General features: G+C 70.3%; 19 protein-coding genes. 6 read left to right on the forward strand and 13 right to left on the reverse strand.

All coding sequences use genetic code 11. The features are described from left to right. Positions 1 to 21 precede the first annotated feature (21 nt). Together BM286_RS11475 and BM286_RS11480 are read right to left on the reverse strand one after the other, a co-directional pair. Positions 22 to 1,206 (reverse strand): MFS transporter, encoded by a 1,185-nt coding sequence (locus tag BM286_RS11475; RefSeq protein WP_092923240.1) that lies wholly within the window; start codon positions 1,204 to 1,206, stop codon positions 22 to 24. A gap of 105 nt (positions 1,207 to 1,311) precedes the next feature. After that, positions 1,312 to 2,499 (reverse strand): M24 family metallopeptidase, encoded by a 1,188-nt coding sequence (locus BM286_RS11480; RefSeq protein WP_092922282.1) that lies wholly within the window; start codon positions 2,497 to 2,499, stop codon positions 1,312 to 1,314. Positions 2,500 to 2,685: 186 nt separating this feature from the next. Between BM286_RS11480 and msrB the strand changes: the two genes are divergently transcribed. After that, the gene (msrB, locus tag BM286_RS11485; protein WP_092922285.1) at positions 2,686 to 3,123 is read left to right on the forward strand and encodes a peptide-methionine (R)-S-oxide reductase MsrB; all 438 of its coding nucleotides are present in this window, start codon (positions 2,686 to 2,688) and stop codon (positions 3,121 to 3,123) included. Positions 3,124 to 3,174: 51 nt separating this feature from the next. On the opposite strand, the gene BM286_RS11490 is transcribed toward msrB, so the two are convergent. The 5 genes from BM286_RS11490 to BM286_RS11510 form a co-directional block, all read right to left on the reverse strand. Then, positions 3,175 to 3,921 (reverse strand): sensor histidine kinase, encoded by a 747-nt coding sequence (locus BM286_RS11490; RefSeq protein WP_092922288.1) that lies wholly within the window; start codon positions 3,919 to 3,921, stop codon positions 3,175 to 3,177. A 69-nt stretch (positions 3,922 to 3,990) separates the two neighbouring features. Next, entirely contained in the window at positions 3,991 to 5,145 is a 1,155-nt protein-coding gene (locus tag BM286_RS11495; protein WP_092922291.1) for an acyl-CoA dehydrogenase family protein, read from the reverse strand. Between the two features lie 115 nt (positions 5,146 to 5,260). Then, positions 5,261 to 5,581 carry an antibiotic biosynthesis monooxygenase gene (locus BM286_RS11500; protein WP_092922294.1) on the reverse strand — a complete coding sequence of 107 codons (321 nt, stop codon included), beginning with the start codon at positions 5,579 to 5,581 and terminating at the stop codon, positions 5,261 to 5,263. After that, positions 5,578 to 6,717 (reverse strand): pyridoxal phosphate-dependent aminotransferase, encoded by a 1,140-nt coding sequence (locus BM286_RS11505; protein WP_092922297.1) that lies wholly within the window; start codon positions 6,715 to 6,717, stop codon positions 5,578 to 5,580. The genes BM286_RS11500 and BM286_RS11505 overlap by 4 nt, the downstream gene beginning before the upstream one ends. After that, complete coding sequence (locus tag BM286_RS11510) at positions 6,714 to 7,202, reverse strand: Lrp/AsnC family transcriptional regulator (RefSeq protein ID WP_092922301.1); 489 nt, start codon at positions 7,200 to 7,202, stop codon at positions 6,714 to 6,716. The genes BM286_RS11505 and BM286_RS11510 overlap by 4 nt, the downstream gene beginning before the upstream one ends. Positions 7,203 to 7,320: 118 nt before the next feature. Between BM286_RS11510 and BM286_RS11515 the strand changes: the two genes are divergently transcribed. From BM286_RS11515 to BM286_RS11525, 3 genes are all read left to right on the forward strand, one after another. After that, positions 7,321 to 7,596 carry a ribbon-helix-helix domain-containing protein gene (locus BM286_RS11515; protein WP_092922304.1) on the forward strand — a complete coding sequence of 92 codons (276 nt, stop codon included), beginning with the start codon at positions 7,321 to 7,323 and terminating at the stop codon, positions 7,594 to 7,596. A 67-nt stretch (positions 7,597 to 7,663) separates the two neighbouring features. After that, positions 7,664 to 7,852: a type II toxin-antitoxin system RelE family toxin gene (locus BM286_RS11520; protein WP_241989412.1), complete on the forward strand. Its 189-nt coding sequence runs from the start codon at positions 7,664 to 7,666 to the stop codon at positions 7,850 to 7,852. A 74-nt stretch (positions 7,853 to 7,926) separates the two neighbouring features. After that, positions 7,927 to 8,790 (forward strand): aldo/keto reductase, encoded by an 864-nt coding sequence (locus tag BM286_RS11525; protein WP_092922307.1) that lies wholly within the window; start codon positions 7,927 to 7,929, stop codon positions 8,788 to 8,790. Between the two features lie 30 nt (positions 8,791 to 8,820). On the opposite strand, the gene BM286_RS11530 is transcribed toward BM286_RS11525, so the two are convergent. Together BM286_RS11530 and BM286_RS11535 are read right to left on the reverse strand one after the other, a co-directional pair. Beyond that, positions 8,821 to 9,630, reverse strand: coding sequence for a hypothetical protein (locus BM286_RS11530; RefSeq protein ID WP_092922310.1), 810 nt, complete (start codon positions 9,628 to 9,630; stop codon positions 8,821 to 8,823). Positions 9,631 to 9,732: 102 nt separating this feature from the next. Continuing rightward, complete coding sequence (locus BM286_RS11535; RefSeq protein WP_092922313.1) at positions 9,733 to 11,130, reverse strand: adenylosuccinate synthase; 1,398 nt, start codon at positions 11,128 to 11,130, stop codon at positions 9,733 to 9,735. A 301-nt stretch (positions 11,131 to 11,431) separates the two neighbouring features. Here BM286_RS11535 and BM286_RS11540 point away from each other — a divergent pair, with 301 nt between their 5' ends. Continuing rightward, on the forward strand, positions 11,432 to 11,737 hold the full coding sequence (locus tag BM286_RS11540) for a hypothetical protein (RefSeq protein ID WP_004595838.1): 306 nt from the start codon (positions 11,432 to 11,434) through the stop codon (positions 11,735 to 11,737). Positions 11,738 to 11,820: 83 nt separating this feature from the next. Here BM286_RS11540 and BM286_RS11545 read toward each other — a convergent pair whose 3' ends face one another. Beyond that, positions 11,821 to 14,139 carry a DUF7527 domain-containing protein gene (locus tag BM286_RS11545; protein ID WP_092922316.1) on the reverse strand — a complete coding sequence of 773 codons (2,319 nt, stop codon included), beginning with the start codon at positions 14,137 to 14,139 and terminating at the stop codon, positions 11,821 to 11,823. A 127-nt stretch (positions 14,140 to 14,266) separates the two neighbouring features. Then, complete coding sequence (locus BM286_RS11550; protein WP_092922321.1) at positions 14,267 to 14,740, reverse strand: NUDIX hydrolase; 474 nt, start codon at positions 14,738 to 14,740, stop codon at positions 14,267 to 14,269. Between the two features lie 125 nt (positions 14,741 to 14,865). Between BM286_RS11550 and BM286_RS11555 the strand changes: the two genes are divergently transcribed. After that, positions 14,866 to 15,354 (forward strand): cupin domain-containing protein, encoded by a 489-nt coding sequence (locus BM286_RS11555; protein WP_092922325.1) that lies wholly within the window; start codon positions 14,866 to 14,868, stop codon positions 15,352 to 15,354. Positions 15,355 to 15,404: 50 nt separating this feature from the next. Here BM286_RS11555 and BM286_RS11560 read toward each other — a convergent pair whose 3' ends face one another. Continuing rightward, entirely contained in the window at positions 15,405 to 16,376 is a 972-nt protein-coding gene (locus BM286_RS11560; protein WP_092922328.1) for a transcription initiation factor IIB, read from the reverse strand. A 271-nt stretch (positions 16,377 to 16,647) separates the two neighbouring features. Continuing rightward, a complete protein-coding gene (locus BM286_RS11565) occupies positions 16,648 to 17,301 on the reverse strand; it encodes a hypothetical protein (protein ID WP_092922331.1) in 654 nt (217 codons plus the stop codon). Positions 17,302 to 17,383 lie beyond the last annotated feature (82 nt).

The raw sequence follows: 17,383 nt of genomic DNA on the forward strand, positions 1-17,383 counted from the left end.
GCGTTCTCGTTTTCCTTCGGTTCAGTACCCCAGCCCGAGCAGCCGGTTCGCGGACAGCGTCGCCAGCCCGAGCGCCATCACGCAGGCGAGCAGGCCGAACGCGACGGGCCACCCCGCGGCGTCGGAGACGGCGCCGACGACGACGCTGCCGGTGGCGCCGGTCACCATGTACGCGGTCCGGACGAGCCCGAAGCCGGCGCCCCGTTCCGAGTCGGACAACAGGTCCATGAACCGCGACTGGACCGGCGCGCCCCACGACATCGCGAGGCCGACGAACCCCACCCCTGCGACCGTGACCGGCAGCCCCAGGTCGAGCGTCGCGGCCGCGACGAGCGTCCCGTAGCCGACGACGCCGGCGCCCATCGTCACCATCGCGGTGGCGTCGCGACCGATCCGGTCGGACACCGAGCCGGTCACCGGCTGGGTGCCGCCGTGGACGAGGAAGTACACGGAGAACAGCAGCGCCGACAGCGCGCTCGACAGGCCGGTCCCGAACTCGAGGAACGTGGGCAGGAAGGAGGCGGTCGCCTGCCACGTGAACGCGCCCATCGTCGCCAGCGCGGTCGTATAGAGGATCCGCGGCCGTGAGAGCAGTTCGACGAGCGGCCCCAGCGCGAACCGCTCCCCCATCGGCTGGTCGGGACGGAGGGGCTCGGTCGGCCGGACCTTCCACGCGAACAGGAGGAACACGGGCACCGCGACGACGGCGCCGAGGAGGACGCCGGCGCGCCAGCCGTACCGCGATCCGACGAGCGCGGCGGCCGGCGGCGCGGCGAGCCCCGCGAGCGGCCCGCCGGCGACGTGGACGCCGACGGCGCGGCCGGTGTCCTCGAACTGCCGCGTCAGGAACGTCGTCGCGACCGAGTAGTGGAGGCCGGCGCCCACGCCCAGCGCGGCCGCGAACAGCCCGAACGCGAGCATCGACGGCGACGCGGCGAGGAGGACGGAGGCGACCGCGGTGGCGCCGACGGCGGCGAGGATGACGCGGCGCTCGCCGTAGCGGTCGCCGAGGACGCCGGAGGGGAACTGCGTCAGCGCGTACGTGAGCCACATCCCGCTGAGCGCGAGCCCGACGGTGCCGTTGGTCACGTCGAACCGGGTCGTGATCTCCGGCACGAGCGGGCTGACGACGAGCCGCGCCACCATCGTCCCCGTGAACGCGAGCGTACAGAGCGCGAGCGCCGTGTGTTCGTACCGCCAGTTCACGGTCGCCGTTCCCGACACGGGTCAAAGCGGCTTCCGATCGCGGTCAGACGGGCCGGGTGTCGCGCGGCGGTCGCCCCCGACGCCCGCGTCTCCACCGTCCCGGGCTCACTCCGCCGCGAACCGGATCGGGTAGTCGGTGAGGTTCTCGTAGCCGTCCTCGGTGACGACGACGAGGTCCTCGATCCGGACGCCGCCGACCTCGGGGTCGTAGAGGCCGGGCTCGACGGTGATCACGTGCCCCGGTTCCAGCTCCTCACCGCCGTTCGCCAGCCGCGGCGACTCGTGGACGTCGAGGCCGATCCCGTGGCCGGTCGAGTGGATGAACCCCGTCTCGGTCTCGGGATCGGTCCGGAAAGTGGGTTCTCCGGCCTCCTCGTACACCTCGCAGGCGGCGGCGTGGACCTCCTCGCCGGTGGCGCCGGGCTCGACCGCGTCGAGCGCGGCGTCCAGCGCCCGCTCGGTGAGGTCGTACCACTCGCGGAGCGCCTCGCCCGGCTCGCCGACGCAGAACGTCCGCGTCATGTCGGCGTTGTACTTCGTCGCCTTCGACCGCGGGAAGATGTCGACGATGACCGCCTCGTTCGCGCGGAGCGGGCCCGAGCCGCGGTCGTGCGGGTCCGCGGCCTGCGCGCCGCCGGCGACGATCGTCTCGTCGAGCGCACAGCCGTGTCGCAGGAGGGTCACCTCGATCTCCTCGGTCACGCGTTCGCTCGTCAGCGGTTCGCCATCGCGGAGCAGGGTGCCGGGCTCGACGCCGCCGTTTGCGGGAACGTCCTCGCCAGCCACGTCGGCTCCGGCGATCAGGGCCTCCGCGGCCCCCATCGCCGCCTCGTTGGCGCGCTGTGCCTCGCGGATCGCGTCGATCTCGTCGTCGGTCTTCACCGCCCGGACCGCCTGAAGGCGGTCGTCGGTGTCGACGGTGACCTCGACGCCCCGCTCGCGGAGGGCGTCGGCGGTGCCGACCGGGCCGCGGGGTGGCATCGAGACGGCGTCGACGCCCTTGTCGCGGACGAACGCCGCGTACATGTTGTTCTTCTCCTCGCGACTGCCGTACTCGTAGTCGTAGTCGGCGTGGCGTTCCACCGTGTCGGCCGTCGCCTCCGACTTCGCGCGGCCGTACTCCAACCCGCTGACGAGGACGTGGACCTCGCCGTCAGCGTACAGCGTGAGGAACGGGTCGTGCCCGGTGAACCCGGAGAGGTACAGCTGGTTGGCGTCCTCCTGCGAGGCGTCGAGCAGGTAGCCGTCCGCGTCGATGTCGGCGAGGCGGTCGTCGAGTCGCGTTCGGTTCATACCCGAACTGCTCGGGCGAGGCCCAAATCGATTGCCCTCGCGGAACCCTCGGGGGTCCGGCGTCGAACCGTCCGAGTAGGCGGGAATCTCACGGGGGCCGGCCGACCGACGCGTCGGTCGCGTCCGTCTCCGTCCGTCTGCCGGGACCGCCGCAACGGCCTTTGGCGTGGGGCTCGTATCGGTGGTATGAGCGAAACCGGCGAGCGCGACGCGGCCGACGGCTCGACGCCGACCGACCCCGACGAACTGACCGACGCGGAGTGGCGCGAGCGGCTCTCCGAGGAGGAGTACCGCGTGCTTCGCGAGAGCGGCACGGAGGCGAAGTTCTCCGGGGAGTACGTCGACCACCTCCCCGACGACGGGGAGTACCGCTGTGCCGGCTGCGGCACGGTGCTGTTCGACGCCGAGACGAAGTACGAGTCCGGCTGCGGCTGGCCCGCCTTCTACGCCGCCGAGGAGGAGTCCGTGACGACGACGGTCGACACCAGCCACGGGATGCGCCGGACCGAGGTCCGGTGTGCGAACTGCGACTCGCACCTCGGCCACGTGTTCGACGACGGCCCCGAGCCCACCGGGAAGCGGTTCTGTATCAACTCGGTCGCGATGGAGTACGACGAGGAGTAGCTCGGACGGCAGGACCGGGCCGGGATCGGCGGCGCGGTGGATCCCGTCTGGTCAGGCGTCACAGAGCGGGAGCCGGACGACGAAGACGGCGCCCTTCGGCTCGTTGTCCTCGATCCGCGCGTCGCCGCCGTAGATCTCGACGAGCGATCGGACCAGGTAGAGCCCGATCCCGGCGCCCGGGCTGTCGAGCCCCTTCTCGCCCTTCCCGAATATCTCGTCGCGCTGGTCCTCGGGGATCCCCGGTCCGTTGTCCGCGATCCGCACCTCCGCGACGCCGTCGGCCTCGTCGACCGTCGCGGACACAGTCACCTTCGGCGGGGTCTCGTCGTTGTGCTGGACCGCGTTCCGCAGGAGGTTCCGGAACACCGAACTCAGCATCTCGTCGCCGACGACGTCCGCCTCCGGGAACGACCCCTCGACCGTGAAGACGGCCTCGGAGTACGCCGACCGGACCTCTTCGACCTGCTGTGAGAGAACCCGATCGAGCGAAACGCGGCTCGGCTCGGCGTCCTCTCGAAGCATCACCTCCGCGAGGTCCCGGACCGTCGTCGTGAGCGAGACGGCGCTCTCCGTGTTCCGCTTGATCACGTCGAGGTACTCTTTCCCCTCCTCATCGACGTGGTCGTCGAGCAGTTCGGCGTACGCGCCGACGAGCTGGAGGTCGTTGCGGATGTCGTGGCGCATCACCTGGTTCAACAGCTGTAGGTCGTCTCGCTGCCGCTTGAGACGCTCTTCGGGGCTGAGATCCCCATCCGCGTCCGCCTCGCGGTCCGGTTTAGCGTTCGCCTCCTCGCTCATGAGGATCCGTACGCTCCCCCGTCGCTTTTACGTACCGGTCGCTCCCGACGCGTCCTCCCGACGGCGGGGTTACATCCCCTCGTCGAGCAGCTCGCGGGCGACGATGTTCTTCTGAATCTCCGTGGTGCCCTCGTAGATCTGAGTGATCTTCGCGTCGCGGTAGAGCCGCTCGACGTCGTGGTCGTTGACGAAGCCGGCGCCCCCGTGGACCTGGACCGCCTCGTCGGCGACCTCGACCGCGGTGCGCGAGGCGAACTCCTTGGCCATCGACGCGAGCGCGGTGAGGTCGCCGGCCTCGTTGTCGACCGCCCACGCCGAGCGGTAGGTGAGCCAGCGGGCGGCCTCGGTGTTCGTGTGCATCTCCGCGAGCTTGTGTTTGATCGCCTGGAAGTCGCTGATCGGGCGGTCGAACTGCTCGCGCTCCTCGGCGTACTCCAACGCGCGCTCGGCGGCGCCGCGGGCGATGCCGACGCCCTGCGCGGCGACCGCGGTGCGGGTCTCGTCGAAGAACTGCATCAGCTGGAGGAACCCCATCCCGCGCTGACCGATGAGGTTCTCCTCGGGGACTCGCACGTCGTCGAACCGCAGCTCCGCGGTGTCGCTCGCGCGGATGCCGAGCTTGCCGGTGATCTTGTCGCGGGTGAGCCCGTCGCGGTCGCCCTCGACGAGGATCTGCGAGTACCCGGAGTAGCGGTCGTCGACCTCGGGGTCCGTCTCGCAGACGACGACGAAGTAGTCCGCGACGGTGCCGTTCGTGATCCACATCTTCGAGCCGTTGATCACCCACTCGTCGCCGTCCTTCTCCGCCCGAGTGGCGACCGAGGTGACGTCCGAGCCCGCCTGCGGCTCCGAGATGGCCGAGCCCATCACCGCGTCGCCCGCGGTCACCTCGGGGAGGACGCGCTCCTTCTGTGCCTCCGTGCCGAACTCCATCAGCGCCTCCGCGCCGAAGCCGGCGCTGGAGATACAGAGCCCGATCCCCGGGTCGGCGGCGAACAGCTCCTCGGTGAGGATCGCGTTCTCCAGCGAGGAGTAGCCGATCCCGCCGTACTCGACCGGGACGTGCGGCGCGAGCAGCCCCATGTCGGCCGCCTTCTCCATCACCTCGTGGGGGTACGCCTCGTCGACGTCGTACTCCGTCGCGACCGGTCGGATCTCCTCGTCCGCGAACTTCCGCACCTCCTCGCGAAGCTGTTTCTGTTCGTCGGTCAGTTGGAACTCCATGTCCCGACGAACAGGATCGAACGTGATAATCGTTGGCGAACAGCGATGAATTCGAGAAGAGTTGTTCGTTTATTTGTGCCGCGTTTCCGGCGGCGGAGCGATCCGAGACCGCCGCTCAGTACTCGCGCTCCTCGCGCACCTCGTAGTGGCGCGCGCGGTCGTCGTACCGCTTCAGCACCTCGCGGGCTGCGTCCGGGACGTGCGCGTCGCGGTACTCCTCGCCCGCGAACCGCTTCACCGACTCAACCGAGTCGAACCGGAGGATCGTGACGAACTCGACCTCGTCGGCGTCGGCCTCGCGGCGGAGTATTCGAGCGCCCCGGTAGCCGTCGTTGTCCGCGTCCGCGAACGAGGGGAGGATCTCCTCACGGAGCAGTCGCTCGTACTCGTCCGCGTTCTCCCGAGTCGTCCAGCCGTGCCAGATCCTGTCGATCATCGGCCCTCCACGAACGCCGCGACCCGGTCGGTCGCCTCCTTCAGCTCGCGCATCGAGGTCGCGTACGAGACGCGGAGGTGGCCCTCGCCGCCCGTGCCGAAGACGGAGCCGGGGACGACCGCGACGCCCTCCGCCTCCAGCAGCGCCTCGGCGAACGCCTCGTCGTCGCCGCCGCACTCGGGGAACGCGTAGAACGCGCCGCCCGGCTCGAACGTGTCGAGGCCCATCTCGTTGAACCGGGAGACGACCAGCCGCCGCCGGCGGTCGTACTCCTCGACCATCTCCGTCACCTCGTCGTCGCACCGGTCGAGCGCCTCGATGGCGGCGTACTGCGGCGTCGTCGGCGCCGACAGCATCGTGTACTGGTGGATGCGGTTCATCGCGTCGATGGCGTCGGTCGGGCCCAGCGCGTAGCCGAGCCGCAGCCCCGTCATCGCGTACGCCTTCGAGAAGCCGTTGACGACGACGGTCCGCTCGCGCATCCCCGGCTGCGTCGCGATCGAGGCGTGGTCCGTCCCGTAGGTGAGCGCGGCGTAGATCTCGTCGGCCACGACGCGGAGGTCCTCGTCGCGGCAGAACGCGGCGACCTCGGCCAACTGCTCGCCGGTCATCGTCGCGCCCGTGGGGTTGTTCGGGTAACAGCACACCAGCAGGTCGGCCTCGGCGGCGCCGGCCGCCTCCAGCGCCTCGCGGGTGAGCGCGAAGTCGTCCGCGGCCCGCGTGGGCACCGTCAGCTGCTCGCCGCCGGCGAGCTCGATTCCGGGGCCGTAGGAGATGTACGTCGGCTCGTGGACGGCGACCGTGTCGCCGGGGTCGACCAGGGCCCGGAACGCGAGGTCGACCGCCTCGCTCGCGCCGGTGGTGACCAGTATCTCCGACTCCGGCTCGTACGACTGATCGTAGCGCTCGTGGTGGTCGGCGACCCGCTCGCGGAGCGCCGCCATCCCGCGGTTCGCGGTGTATGAGGTCTTCCCGCGTTCGAGCGAGTCGATCGCCGCGGTCCGGGCGGTCCACGGGGCCGAGAAGTCCGGCTCGCCGACCCCGAGCGAGATGACGTCGTCGCGCGCCTCCGCGAGCTCGAAGAACTTCCGGATCCCCGACTCCGGGAGGGTGCGCGCGCGGTCCGAGAGCCTCATGGCGACACGGAGAGGCGGTCGTCGCCGTCGCCGTCCTCGAACCGGATCCCGCCGTCCTTGTACGTCTCCATGATGTAGTGGGTCACCGTCTGGGTCACCGCCGGCATCGGCGCGACCTGCTCGGAGATGAACTCGGAGACGTCCTGCATGTTCTCGCCGAGCACCTCGACGGCGAAGTCGTAGTCGCCCGAGACGAGGTGGAGGGCGTCGACCGCGGGGAACTTCGCGATCCGGTCGGCCACCTGCTCGTAGCCGGTCTCGCGGTCGAGCTCGACGTTGATCTCGACGACCGCGCGGATCTTCCCCTCGTCGACCCGGTCCCAGTCGATCACGGCCTGGTAGCCGTGGACGACGCGGTTCGACTCCAGCGCGTCGATCGCGTCCGCCACCGCCGCCGCGTCGAGGCCCGTCTGGGCCGCGATGTCGTCGATGTCCTCGCGGGCGTTCCGCGCCAACACGTCGAGTACCTCGCGCTCGGCGTCCATACCTCACGATCGCGCGGGGGCGGTTTATGAGTAGCGACGGGCGCAACACGGACGAGCGGCGGGGCGTCGGGTGCGTGCGCCCCGAACGCTTTTCAGTGGTACCACTGTATCACACGATATGAGCACCGACACAGACGCGGGCGACGACCGGATGGAGAAGATTAACGTCCGGGTTCCGAAGTCCCTGCTGGACCGTATCGACGAGGAGTGGGAACGGCGGGGGTACGCGAGTAAGTCCGAAGCGATCCGCGACGCGCTGCGCGACTGGGTGGACCCGTCGGTGACGCTCTCCGAGGAGACGCTGTCTGATCTGGCGGAGAGCCGCGAGCAGGCGGAACGCGACGAGACGGTGTCGGCCGACGAGGGACGCGAGCGACTGGGCCTGGATGACTGAGGTCGAGTACACCGAACAGGCGCTCTCTCACCTCGAATCACTCGATCCGTAGGCCGCCGACCGGATTATGAACAAGGTCGACGAGGCGACGGAGTGGACCGAGCACCGGTTGGAACCGCTCTCCGGCTACCCGTACCACAAGCTCCGAGCCGGAGACTACCGAGCCATCGTCACGTGGGACCGGAGCGCCGACCTCATCCGCGTCGAGGCCGTCGGTCACCGCCGGAACGTGTACGACCGACACCTCCCGCCCTGACCGCTCACTGCTGCTCCTCTCCCTCTCCTTCCGGCATCCCCACGGCTTTCCGCGTGGCGCGAGATCGGTGACCCATGGCTTCCAACACCACCGGCGGACGCGAGACGTTCGACGTCGGCGGCGAACTGACAGTCAACCGCCTCGGCTTCGGCGCGATGCGGGTCACGGGCGAGGATATCGTCGGCCGCCCGGACGACGAGGCGGCGGCGAAGGACGTGCTCCGGCGCGCGGTCGACCGCGGCGTCGACTTCGTCGACACCGCCGACTCCTACGGCCCGGGCGTCTCGGAGCGGCTCATCGGCGAGGCGTTGGGCGACCCCGACGACGTCGTCGTCGCCTCGAAGGCCGGACTGCTCCGCAACCGCGAGGGCGACTGGCTCCCCCACGGCGACCCAGACTTCCTGAAGAACCAGGTGCTGTGTAGCCTCGACCGGCTCGGCACGGACACCATCGACCTCTACCAGTACCACCGGCCGGACCCGGACACCGACTTCGAGGAGTCGGTCCACGCGTTCGCGGAGATGAAGGACGCCGGCCAGGTCGCCCACGTCGGCCTCTCGAACGTCACCGTCGAGCAGCTGGAGACGGCGACGGAGATCGTCGATATCGCCACCGTCCAGAACCGTTACAACGTCGGCCACCGCGACGACGAGGACGTGCTGCGCGCCTGCGAGCGCCGCGACGTCGGCTTCATCCCGTGGGGCCCGATGTACGCAGTCGACGAGGGGGACGCCGGCGACGCGCTGGACGAGGTCGCGGAGCGCCGCGACGCCACGCCGCATCAGGTCGCGCTCGCGTGGCTGCTCGACCACTCCGACATGACGCTCCCGATCCCGGGCACGTCGAGCGTGGAGCACCTCGAGTCGAACCTCGCCGCCGCGGATCTGACGCTCACCGACGAGGACCTGGCGACGCTGAACGCCGTCGACCCGCAGTGAGCGAACGGCTCGGTCGACGACCGACGACCGCTACCCGACGGTCTCGATCCCGGCCATCTCGGCGACCTTCAGCGCGGTCGCGACGTTGAACGCGAGCCCCAGCGGCGCGGCGACGACCGCGGCCGCGACCGCGCCGCCGGGGCCGGCGTGCGCGAGGAGGCTCACGGGGACCGAACAGAGCGCCGTGACGACCGCGACGGCGAGGAAGAAGCCGAGCGGTCGGTGTTCGTCCACGAGCGCCCGCGCCCGCCGCGCAGCGGACTCGATCCCGCGGTCCTCCAGGGCGATGACGTAGACGGTCGGGAAGTACAGGTACGAGACGACGAGCGCCGCGAGGACCGCGACCACGAACAGCGGCGGGACGACGACCAACGGGAGGAACAGCGCGACGAGCGCGGCGACCACGAGCGCTTCGAGGAGGATCATCCGGACGCCGAACCGCCGGACGCCGGCGGTGAAGTCGAACCGACCGGTCGTGATCCCGGCCGCGATGCTCCCGAAATACCCCGCGCTCAACGCGCCGGAGACGACGACGTACGCGCCGATCAGGGGGACGAGGAGCGGCAGCGGATCGACGGCCCCGAACGGGAGCGACACCGTCACGCCGCCGCCGCGCGGCGCGTCGACGAAGCTCCAGAGGTCGTACCGGTAGACGGGGAACGAGGCGCGGAGCGAGACCCCGTTCGTCCGTCCCGTCGCGAGCAGTTCCCGGGCGCGGAACAGCGCCGTAGCCAGCGGGACGAGCGCGAGCGGAAGCAGCCGCCCGAGGTGCGAGGCGGTTCGTTCGACGAGCGATTCCAGCGAGTCGGGATCCGAGCGATCGCTGGAGGGCTGCGCCATAGCGGCGGTTCGCGTTCCGGCCTCAAAAACGTCGGCCGGCCGCGACGGTCGTTCGCACGGGCGAGCGGGTCCGACGTCTGCCCCGTCGCCGTCGGCCGCGCCCTACGCCTCGAACGGGTTCGTCAGTTCGACCGTCTCCTCGCGGTCGGGGCCGACGCCGACGGCGTAGACCGGGGTGTCGATCTCGTCGGCGACGAACTCCAGGTACTCGCGGGCCGCCTCGGGTAAGGCGTCGTAGCCCGCCTCGGCGACCGCGGCCGAGTCGAACGGCTCCCACGTGTCGAGGGTCTCGTAGACCGGCTCGCAGCGCTCCCAGCGGTCGGTGGTGGTGGGCACGGTGTCGAGCGCTTCTCCGTCCAGTTCGTAGCCAGTACACACCTTCAGCTCGTCGAGCCCGGCGAGCACGTCGACGTGGTTGACCGCCACCCCGGTGAACCCGGAGACGCGCGCGGCGTGGCGGAGCATCGGGAGGTCGAGCCAGCCGATCCGGCGCGGGCGCCCGGTGACGGTGCCGAACTCGCCGCCCCTCTCGCGGATCTCGTCGGCGAGCGCCTCCTCGTCGGCGTCGCCGTCGAGCTCGGTCGGCATCGGCCCCTCGCCCACTCGGGAGAGGTACGCCTTCACGATGCCGACGACCTCGCCGGCGCCGACGGTCGTGACGCCGACGCCCGAGCCGACCGCCGCGGCGCCGGCGGTCGGGTTCGAGGAGGTGACGAACGGGTAGTTCCCGTGGTCGACGTCGATGTGGGTACCCTGTGCGCCCTCGAAGAGGATCTCGTCGCCCGCCTCGCGGCGGCTGTGGAGGTAGTCGGAGCAGTTGACGGTCATCCCCTCGTCGGCGAGGCGCTCGCCGATCGCGGCGAACTCCTCGTGGAGCGCGTCGACGTCGAACGCCTCGGCGCGGTCGTCGCCGCCGGACTGCGTCCGGCTGCCGGGGGCGCTCTGCGCCTCGCTGCCCGTGAGGTCGATCCCGTACACGTCCTCGACGAGCGCGCGCTTCTGCGGGACGACGTACTCGAGCTTCTCGCGGAGCGCGTCGGGGTCGAGCAGGTCGGCGACCCGGATCCCGCGACGCCCGGCTTTGTCCTCGTAGGTCGGGCCGATGCCGCGGCCGGTCGTGCCGACCTCGTCGCCCGCGTCGTCGTCGGCCTTGACCTCCTCTTCGATCCCGTCCAGCACGCGGTGATACGGCATGATGACGTGGGCGCGGCGGGCGACTCGCACGTCCGGATCGAGCCCCCGTTCGCGCAGGTCGTCGATCTCGGTGAACAGCGTGTTCGGGTTGACGACGCAGCCGTTTCCGAGGACGCCGACCGTGCCTCGGACCGCGCCGCTGGGAACCAGCGAGAGCTTGTACTCCGCGCCGCCTTCGACGACGGTGTGACCGGCGTTGTCGCCGCCCTGATAACGGACTACGACGTCCGCGTCCCCTCCCCATCGGTCGACGAGCGCGCCCTTGCCCTCGTCGCCGAGCTGGGAGCCGACGATGGTGAGTGTCATACGACCTGCCGATTCCCGGCGGGGGGTAAAACCGATTACGGTCTGGGACCACGAGACCACCACAGACATGGATCACAAACACGATACACTGATGGGAATACTCCCGTTCGTGTATTTACTCGACTTCGCTCCGCGGCGTCAGCTTCGGTCTCCTCCGTCGCGGTACGGTCCCCGTCCGCCGTGGCGGGATCGAACACGTTAACTACTGTCACGTCAAAGCGTTGGGTCACGCGATCTACCGGGTCCGTGCCGGCCGCCGACAGCAACTTTTAAACGGGGGCATGACGAGTTAACATGTGCCATGATAGATCGACTAGAGAAAGAGGTAGACATGCTGGAGCGTCACCTCCAGGTCCTACGGATGGTCATCGAAAACGAGCCGATCGGCATCGTGAAGATGTCGAACGAGACCGGCTACCCGCACCACAAGGTGCGGTACTCGCTGCGCGTCCTCGAGGAGGAGAACCTCATCGAGCCGTCCAGCCAGGGCGCGATCACCACGGAGCGGACCCACGAGTTCGTCGACGAGCTCGACGAGAAGCTCGACGAGACCGTCGAGAAGCTCGGCTCCATGCGGATCGACGACGCCGCCGAACTGGAGAACTGACCTGAATTTCGATTTCGCCCGCCGACGTGACTGCCGCGCTTTCGCTCCCCGCGTAGCCGCGAGTCCGAACCGCTCGGCGGCAGCTACAGGTCCGGAACCGTCATGTGGAACCCGCCGTCGCGCGCCTCGACGAGACACAGGTGGAACCCCTGCTTGCGCGAGAGCTTCACGAAGCTCGCTCGCTTCGACCGGCTGAACAGGCCGCCGCCGACCGCGTCGCTCGCGGTCTCTAACGCCCCCGGCTCGAAGAAGCTCTCCGTCACCGCGAACGCTCCGGCGAACGTCTCGTTCGACGCCGCGATGTCGCGCCCGTTCCCGACGAGCGACTCCAGCGTCCCCTCGGGCGTCGGGTCCCGACTGTCGTTCAGGTCGGCGACGAACAGGGGGTGGCCCATCCGGTCGCGCAACACGAGGTCGAACGCGCGCTGTTCGCGGGTCTCCTCGCCGCCCTCGCGGAGTTCGATCGACACCGTCCCGCCGATCTCGGCGCGGTCGACCTCGGGCAGCGCGTCGTAGAGGTCGCGGAGGGTCCCCTCGTTGCCCGTGCCGCGGACCTCGAACGGGAGGTCCTCGACGAGCCAGCGGGTGAAGCCGTACTCGATGGTGTCCGCTAAGAACTCCTCGAACGGCTGTCCGTCGACCGCGAGGCCGTCCGTCTCGAAGCTCGTGTGGTGTTCGACCCGGAGGTTCTCGCGGAGCGCCTCGCGGTCGACGCTTCCCTCGTGGGCGTCGGCCAGCGTCGCGCCCTCCTTCGAGTCGTACCTGATGAACAGGTTCGTCCCGTTCCGGGCCTCGGACGGCGTGAGCGTCCGGTCCGCGTCCGGGAGCCGTTCCCTCGCGTTCGAGAGCTCGCGACGGAGGCGGTCGCGCTCCTCCCTGAGGTCGTCCACGTCCGATTCGAGCCGCTGGACCTCGTCGGCCAACTCGTCGCGTTCCGTCTCGATCTCGTCCCGCTCGGCGGCCAGCCGGTCGCGTTCGTCGGCGAGCGACTGCCGCTCCGTCTCCGTCTCCTCGAGCGCCGTCTCGAGCTTCCGGACCCGCTCGGGGGCCGCGTCGCTCGACGCGTCGCGCCCCTCGCGCTTCGAGACCGCCGACGGCCCCGACGCCGACTGGGCGGTCGAGCGCGGCGACGGCGACCCGCCGGCCTCGCTCGACTCGCTCCGTTCGGACCGACCGCGGTCGTCAGCCGACCGAGAGCGCCCCGACGATCCGGTGCGTCGGTCGTCGGTCGTTCGGGGCTCGCCGCCCGCTTCGGAGGGGTCGAGCGCCGGAATCGACTTCTCTTCCCGCCACTCGGCCTCCTCCGAGAAGACGTCTTCCGCGTCCGGCGCGTCGCCGGCGTTCGAGTCGGCGGCGCCCGCTGTCGGGCCTCGGTCGGAGTCCCTCGGCGGCCGTCGCCCGGGGTCGGGCGCGCCTGCCTCCTCGGTGTCCCGGTCGGCGGACTCGGCGTCTCCGATCTGAACCGCACCGGACGTCGGCGCGTCGTCCGCATCCGTGGCCTCCCCGCTCGCATCGGCGTCGTCGGATTCGTCCGCGACGGGGCCCGCGTCGGCGCCCGTCGGCTCATCCCCTCGGGTCGGCGCCGTCGAGTCGCCGTCTCGGCCGGCGCTCGAGGCGGAGCCGACGGCGCGCGGCGGATCGTCGTCGCCTCGATCCGCGGTCTCCGTTTCGTCGTCACTCCCGATGCCCGCAGTCTCGTCGTCACTCCCGACGCCCGCAGTCTCGTCAATCGGCTCTCCGTCCGCGGCGGCGGTCGATCGATGCGGTTCGGTCGGGTCAGTCGAGTCGGTCGGGTCAGTCGAGTCGGTCGAGTCGGTCGGGTCAGTCGAGTCGGTAGTGCCGCTCGCCTCGCCCGCACCGTCTCCGTCCGGGAGGTCGCGAACGTCGAGTTCGACCTCGTACACGGTGTAGATGCCGACCTCGTCGGCGGCGAGGTCGAACGCCTCGTCGCCCGTCTCCAGCCGCCTCGCGTTGCCGACGTACGCCGCCGCCATCGACTCGCCGCCCGTGTAGGCGACGTAGTAGTCGCCCGAGAGAACGTTCTCCGACAGCTCGATGTAGCCGGTGAATCCGCCCTGCGAGAGCTTGCGGTCCGCCTCTGCCAGCGGCGTGTCCTTGGTGTAGTACTTCGCCCGCGGCTCGCCGTCGAGCTCCTGCATCGCGAAGAGCACCGGGAGCGCGTCGTCCGGGGCCCGGTAGACGGTCCCCGAGGCGTCGGCGAAGGCGTCGAGCGTCGCGTCCGCGACGCCGACGACGCGCCCGCCGACGAAGAACAGCCAACCGGTCCCGTCGGTCGCCGCACCGGAGAACCCGTCGTCGACGATCCGACGGAGCCCCGCGAACCCGTCCGAAAACGAGCGGTCGTCCCACTCGGCGATCGCTTCCCGTCGCTGTGCGTCCATCCTGCGTTTACGTCGCCAACACCGACCCAAATACCTTCCGGAGCGTGAGACGGCCGTCTGACGCCTCGACTCCGGGTCCGCGTCGAACGACGGCGGTTCCGTTCGACCGCTCGACGGTCCGAACCGCTCAGTCGCCGTCGACGGCGGCGATCGCCTCCCGACCGAGGTCGACGACGTCTTCCGGGAGGTCGCTCGCCGCGAGCTCCTCGGGGGTGTACCACCGCCACTGCGTCGGGTCGACCTCGTCGTCGCCGTCGGGAGCGATCGCTCGGGAGTCGACCCGGGCGTAGTAGAGGTGGTCGACGTGCTGGTGGCCCACCGACCCGTCTTCGTGAACGTTGATGTCGTGGAGCATGAGGTGGGCCGGCTCCGGGAGCCCGCGGGTGTTCGGGCCCGTAATCTCCGACGCCGTCGCGATCAGCTCGGGGGTCAGCCCCGTCTCCTCGCGGACCTCGCGGCGCGCGGCCTCGTGGGGGAGCTCGTCGCGGTCGACGTGGCCCCCCGGCGGCAGCGTGATCCCGAGCCGCTCGTGCTGGTGAAGGGCGGTCGCCCCGTCGTTGACGATGTACGTCGTCGCCGTGAAGTGGCGAGTCGTCTCCATACGGTGCGGTGGCGACGCGCCGCCTTCGCGGTTTCGGCTCCCGACCGCGCCGGGCCGAGGGGCCGGACAGCGGACGTTCCCCCGGCGACGCGAACGACTTTGGCGTTCCCTCCTAACGGTCGTCCATGCCACCGATAAACGCGGACGACCTGTCGTGGACGACGCCCGACGCCGACGACGCCGCCTGGCGGCGGAAGCAGCTGGCCGAGGCGGCGGGCGGCGACGCCCTCGGCTGTAGCCTCTACGAGTTGCCGGCGGGGGAGCGCTCGTGGCCGTACCACTACCACACGGCCAACGAGGAGGCCCTGTACGTCCTCGCGGGCGAGGGGACGCTGCGTCTGGACGACGAGGCGCACCCGCTTCGACCGGGGGAGTACGCCGCGTTCCCCGCCGACGCCTCGGGCGCGCACCGGGTCGTCAACGACGGCGACGAGGTCCTGCGCTACCTCGTCGTCTCGACGATGCGCGAGCCCGACGTGACCGTGTACCCGGACTCAGAGACGTTCGGCGTGTACGTCGGCTCGCCGCCCGGCGGCCGCGAGGAGCGGTCGCTGTCGGGGTACTATCGGATCGGCGACGAGGTGGACTACTGGGAGGGCGAAAGAGGCGATTGAAACCGGGAGCGACCTCCGAACGCCGCGACGCACGGACGCGGAGCGACGCGTCAGTTCAGCGCGACCGAGTCCTCGGCCTCGAGGAGCTCGTGGTACCGGTTCCGGATGGTGACCTCGCTGATGTTCGCGACCTCGCTGACCTCGCTCTGGGTCACCTTCTCGTTGACGAGCAGCGAGGCGGCGTAGACGGCGGCGGCGGCGAGCCCGACCGGTGACTTCCCGGAGTGGATCCCCTGTTCTTTCGCCGTGTCGAGCAGGCCGCGTGCGCGCCGCTCGGCCTCGTCGGAGAGGCCGAGGTCGGAGGCGAACCGCGGGACGTAGCTCTCGGGGTCGGCGGGCTGGATCTCCAGCTTGAGCTCGCGGACGACGTAGCGGTACGTCCGGGCGATCTCGTCCTTCTCGACGCGGGAGACGCCCGCGATCTCGTCGAGGCTGCGCGGCGTCCCCGCCTGCCGGGCGGCGGCGTACAGCGACGCCGTCGAGACGCCCTCGATGGAGCGGCCGGGGAGCAGGTCCTCGTCGAGCGCGCGGCGGTAGATGACCGAGGCGGTCTCTCGGACGTTGTCCGGAAGGCCGAGGGCGCTGGCCATGCGGTCGATCTCGCCGAGCGCCTGCTTGAGGTTGCGCTCCTTGGAGTCGCGGGTGCGGAACCGCTCGTTCCAGGTGCGGAGCCGCTGCATCTTCTCGCGCTGGCGGCTGGACAGCGACTTGCCGTAGGCGTCTTTATCCTGCCAGCCGATGTTCGTCGAGAGCCCCTTGTCGTGCATCATGTTCGTCGTCGGGGCCCCGACCCGCGACTTGTTGTCCTTCTCCTTGGAGTCGAACGCACGCCACTCCGGCCCGCGGTCGATCTCGTCCTCCTCGACGACGAGCCCGCAGTCGACACAGACGGTCTCGCCGTGCTCCGTGTCGGTCGCTAACTGGCCGCCGCACTCCGGGCACTGCAGCTCCTCTGTCTCGCTCTCCGACTCGGTCTCGCTCTCGTCCTGCTCGGTCGTGTACGTTCGAAGGTTCTCGCTCATTGGTTTGGTGCGTGGAGGGAAAGACGAAACCGAGAGACGGATCTCGGTGTTTTCCTCACCCTACGGTAAGGGATCCGAATACTTAAATGTTCGTGTGTTTGGCGTCCCAGGGACACGCCCGAAACTGCCGTGTACAACCCTGTACAATTCGGGATTGCCGATCGAGTCGACTGAGCGGCGACGAGCGGGTAATCGACGGCTTCTGAGCGAGGTATAGTATATAGGCGTTTCGCGGGCGTTCGGGTGCCATCCGGAACGAGCGCACCGGCCGTCAGTCGCCGGCCGCGACCGCCGCCGCCGCGCCGGCGAGACCGCCGACGGTCACGCTCAGTCCCGTGACGAGAACGAGGGCCGCGACGAGGTCGGGCCCGGCGGACACGCCCGTCGCCTGCGACACCGGAATCCCGTCGGCGTCCGATATCGGAACGGCCCCGTCGGCCGCGTGGCGAGTGAGCGGCACGCGCGAGATCCACCGCAGCGCGAGCATCGTCGGGAGGTACCCCAGCGCCGTACCCGCCCCGGTCACGGCCCCCGTCAGCGGGTCGGTGGTCCCGAGGTACCGGACCGCGCCCGCACCGGCGACTCCGATCACCGCCACGACCCCGCGGAGCGGCCACAGCGCGGCGTCCGCCTGTACCAGCGGCCGGCCGAAAATCGTGGTCCCCAGTCCGGGGCCCGTTCGTATCCGAACCCAGTGCGCGTCGAAGAGGAACCAGATCGCGCCCTCGACCGCGGAGATCGGACCCCCGACCGTCCACCGAGCCACCTCCGAACCGCCGGGCGTCACGCCGGCGGTCACGAGACCGATCCAGGCCGACGCCAGTCCGAGCAGCGCCGCGCCGCTCCCGGAGGCGACGACGACCGGCAGCCAGCCCGCGGGGAGGGTCACGAGCGAGCGGACGGTAGTCCGTTCGGTTGTCGGCATCCCGGACCCCGTTACCTAATGAGCGGTATATGCCTTGTCGCGGTGCCGGCCGCAAGCCGTATTCGGGTGCGCACCGATCGAC

Origin of the sequence: Halorubrum sodomense (assembly GCF_900111935.1) — an archaeon.
GTDB classification, from domain to species: Archaea; Halobacteriota; Halobacteria; order Halobacteriales; family Haloferacaceae; genus Halorubrum; species Halorubrum sodomense.

Bases quoted from the DNA above. Each gene is read 5' to 3' on its own strand.
- BM286_RS11480 (WP_092922282.1), bottom strand. From the start codon at position 2,499: ATGAACCGAACGCGACTCGACGACCGCCTCGCCGACATCGACGCGGAC.
- msrB (WP_092922285.1), top strand. From the start codon at position 2,686: ATGAGCGAAACCGGCGAGCGCGACGCGGCCGACGGCTCGACGCCGACC.
- BM286_RS11490 (WP_092922288.1), bottom strand. From the start codon at position 3,921: ATGAGCGAGGAGGCGAACGCTAAACCGGACCGCGAGGCGGACGCGGAT.
- BM286_RS11495 (WP_092922291.1), bottom strand. From the start codon at position 5,145: ATGGAGTTCCAACTGACCGACGAACAGAAACAGCTTCGCGAGGAGGTG.
- BM286_RS11500 (WP_092922294.1), bottom strand. From the start codon at position 5,581: ATGATCGACAGGATCTGGCACGGCTGGACGACTCGGGAGAACGCGGAC.
- BM286_RS11505 (WP_092922297.1), bottom strand. From the start codon at position 6,717: ATGAGGCTCTCGGACCGCGCGCGCACCCTCCCGGAGTCGGGGATCCGG.
- BM286_RS11510 (WP_092922301.1), bottom strand. From the start codon at position 7,202: ATGGACGCCGAGCGCGAGGTACTCGACGTGTTGGCGCGGAACGCCCGC.
- BM286_RS11515 (WP_092922304.1), top strand. From the start codon at position 7,321: ATGAGCACCGACACAGACGCGGGCGACGACCGGATGGAGAAGATTAAC.
- BM286_RS11520 (WP_241989412.1), top strand. From the start codon at position 7,664: ATGAACAAGGTCGACGAGGCGACGGAGTGGACCGAGCACCGGTTGGAA.
- BM286_RS11525 (WP_092922307.1), top strand. From the start codon at position 7,927: ATGGCTTCCAACACCACCGGCGGACGCGAGACGTTCGACGTCGGCGGC.
- BM286_RS11530 (WP_092922310.1), bottom strand. From the start codon at position 9,630: ATGGCGCAGCCCTCCAGCGATCGCTCGGATCCCGACTCGCTGGAATCG.
- BM286_RS11535 (WP_092922313.1), bottom strand. From the start codon at position 11,130: ATGACACTCACCATCGTCGGCTCCCAGCTCGGCGACGAGGGCAAGGGC.
- BM286_RS11540 (WP_004595838.1), top strand. From the start codon at position 11,432: ATGATAGATCGACTAGAGAAAGAGGTAGACATGCTGGAGCGTCACCTC.
- BM286_RS11545 (WP_092922316.1), bottom strand. From the start codon at position 14,139: ATGGACGCACAGCGACGGGAAGCGATCGCCGAGTGGGACGACCGCTCG.
- BM286_RS11550 (WP_092922321.1), bottom strand. From the start codon at position 14,740: ATGGAGACGACTCGCCACTTCACGGCGACGACGTACATCGTCAACGAC.
- BM286_RS11555 (WP_092922325.1), top strand. From the start codon at position 14,866: ATGCCACCGATAAACGCGGACGACCTGTCGTGGACGACGCCCGACGCC.
- BM286_RS11560 (WP_092922328.1), bottom strand. From the start codon at position 16,376: ATGAGCGAGAACCTTCGAACGTACACGACCGAGCAGGACGAGAGCGAG.
- BM286_RS11565 (WP_092922331.1), bottom strand. From the start codon at position 17,301: ATGCCGACAACCGAACGGACTACCGTCCGCTCGCTCGTGACCCTCCCC.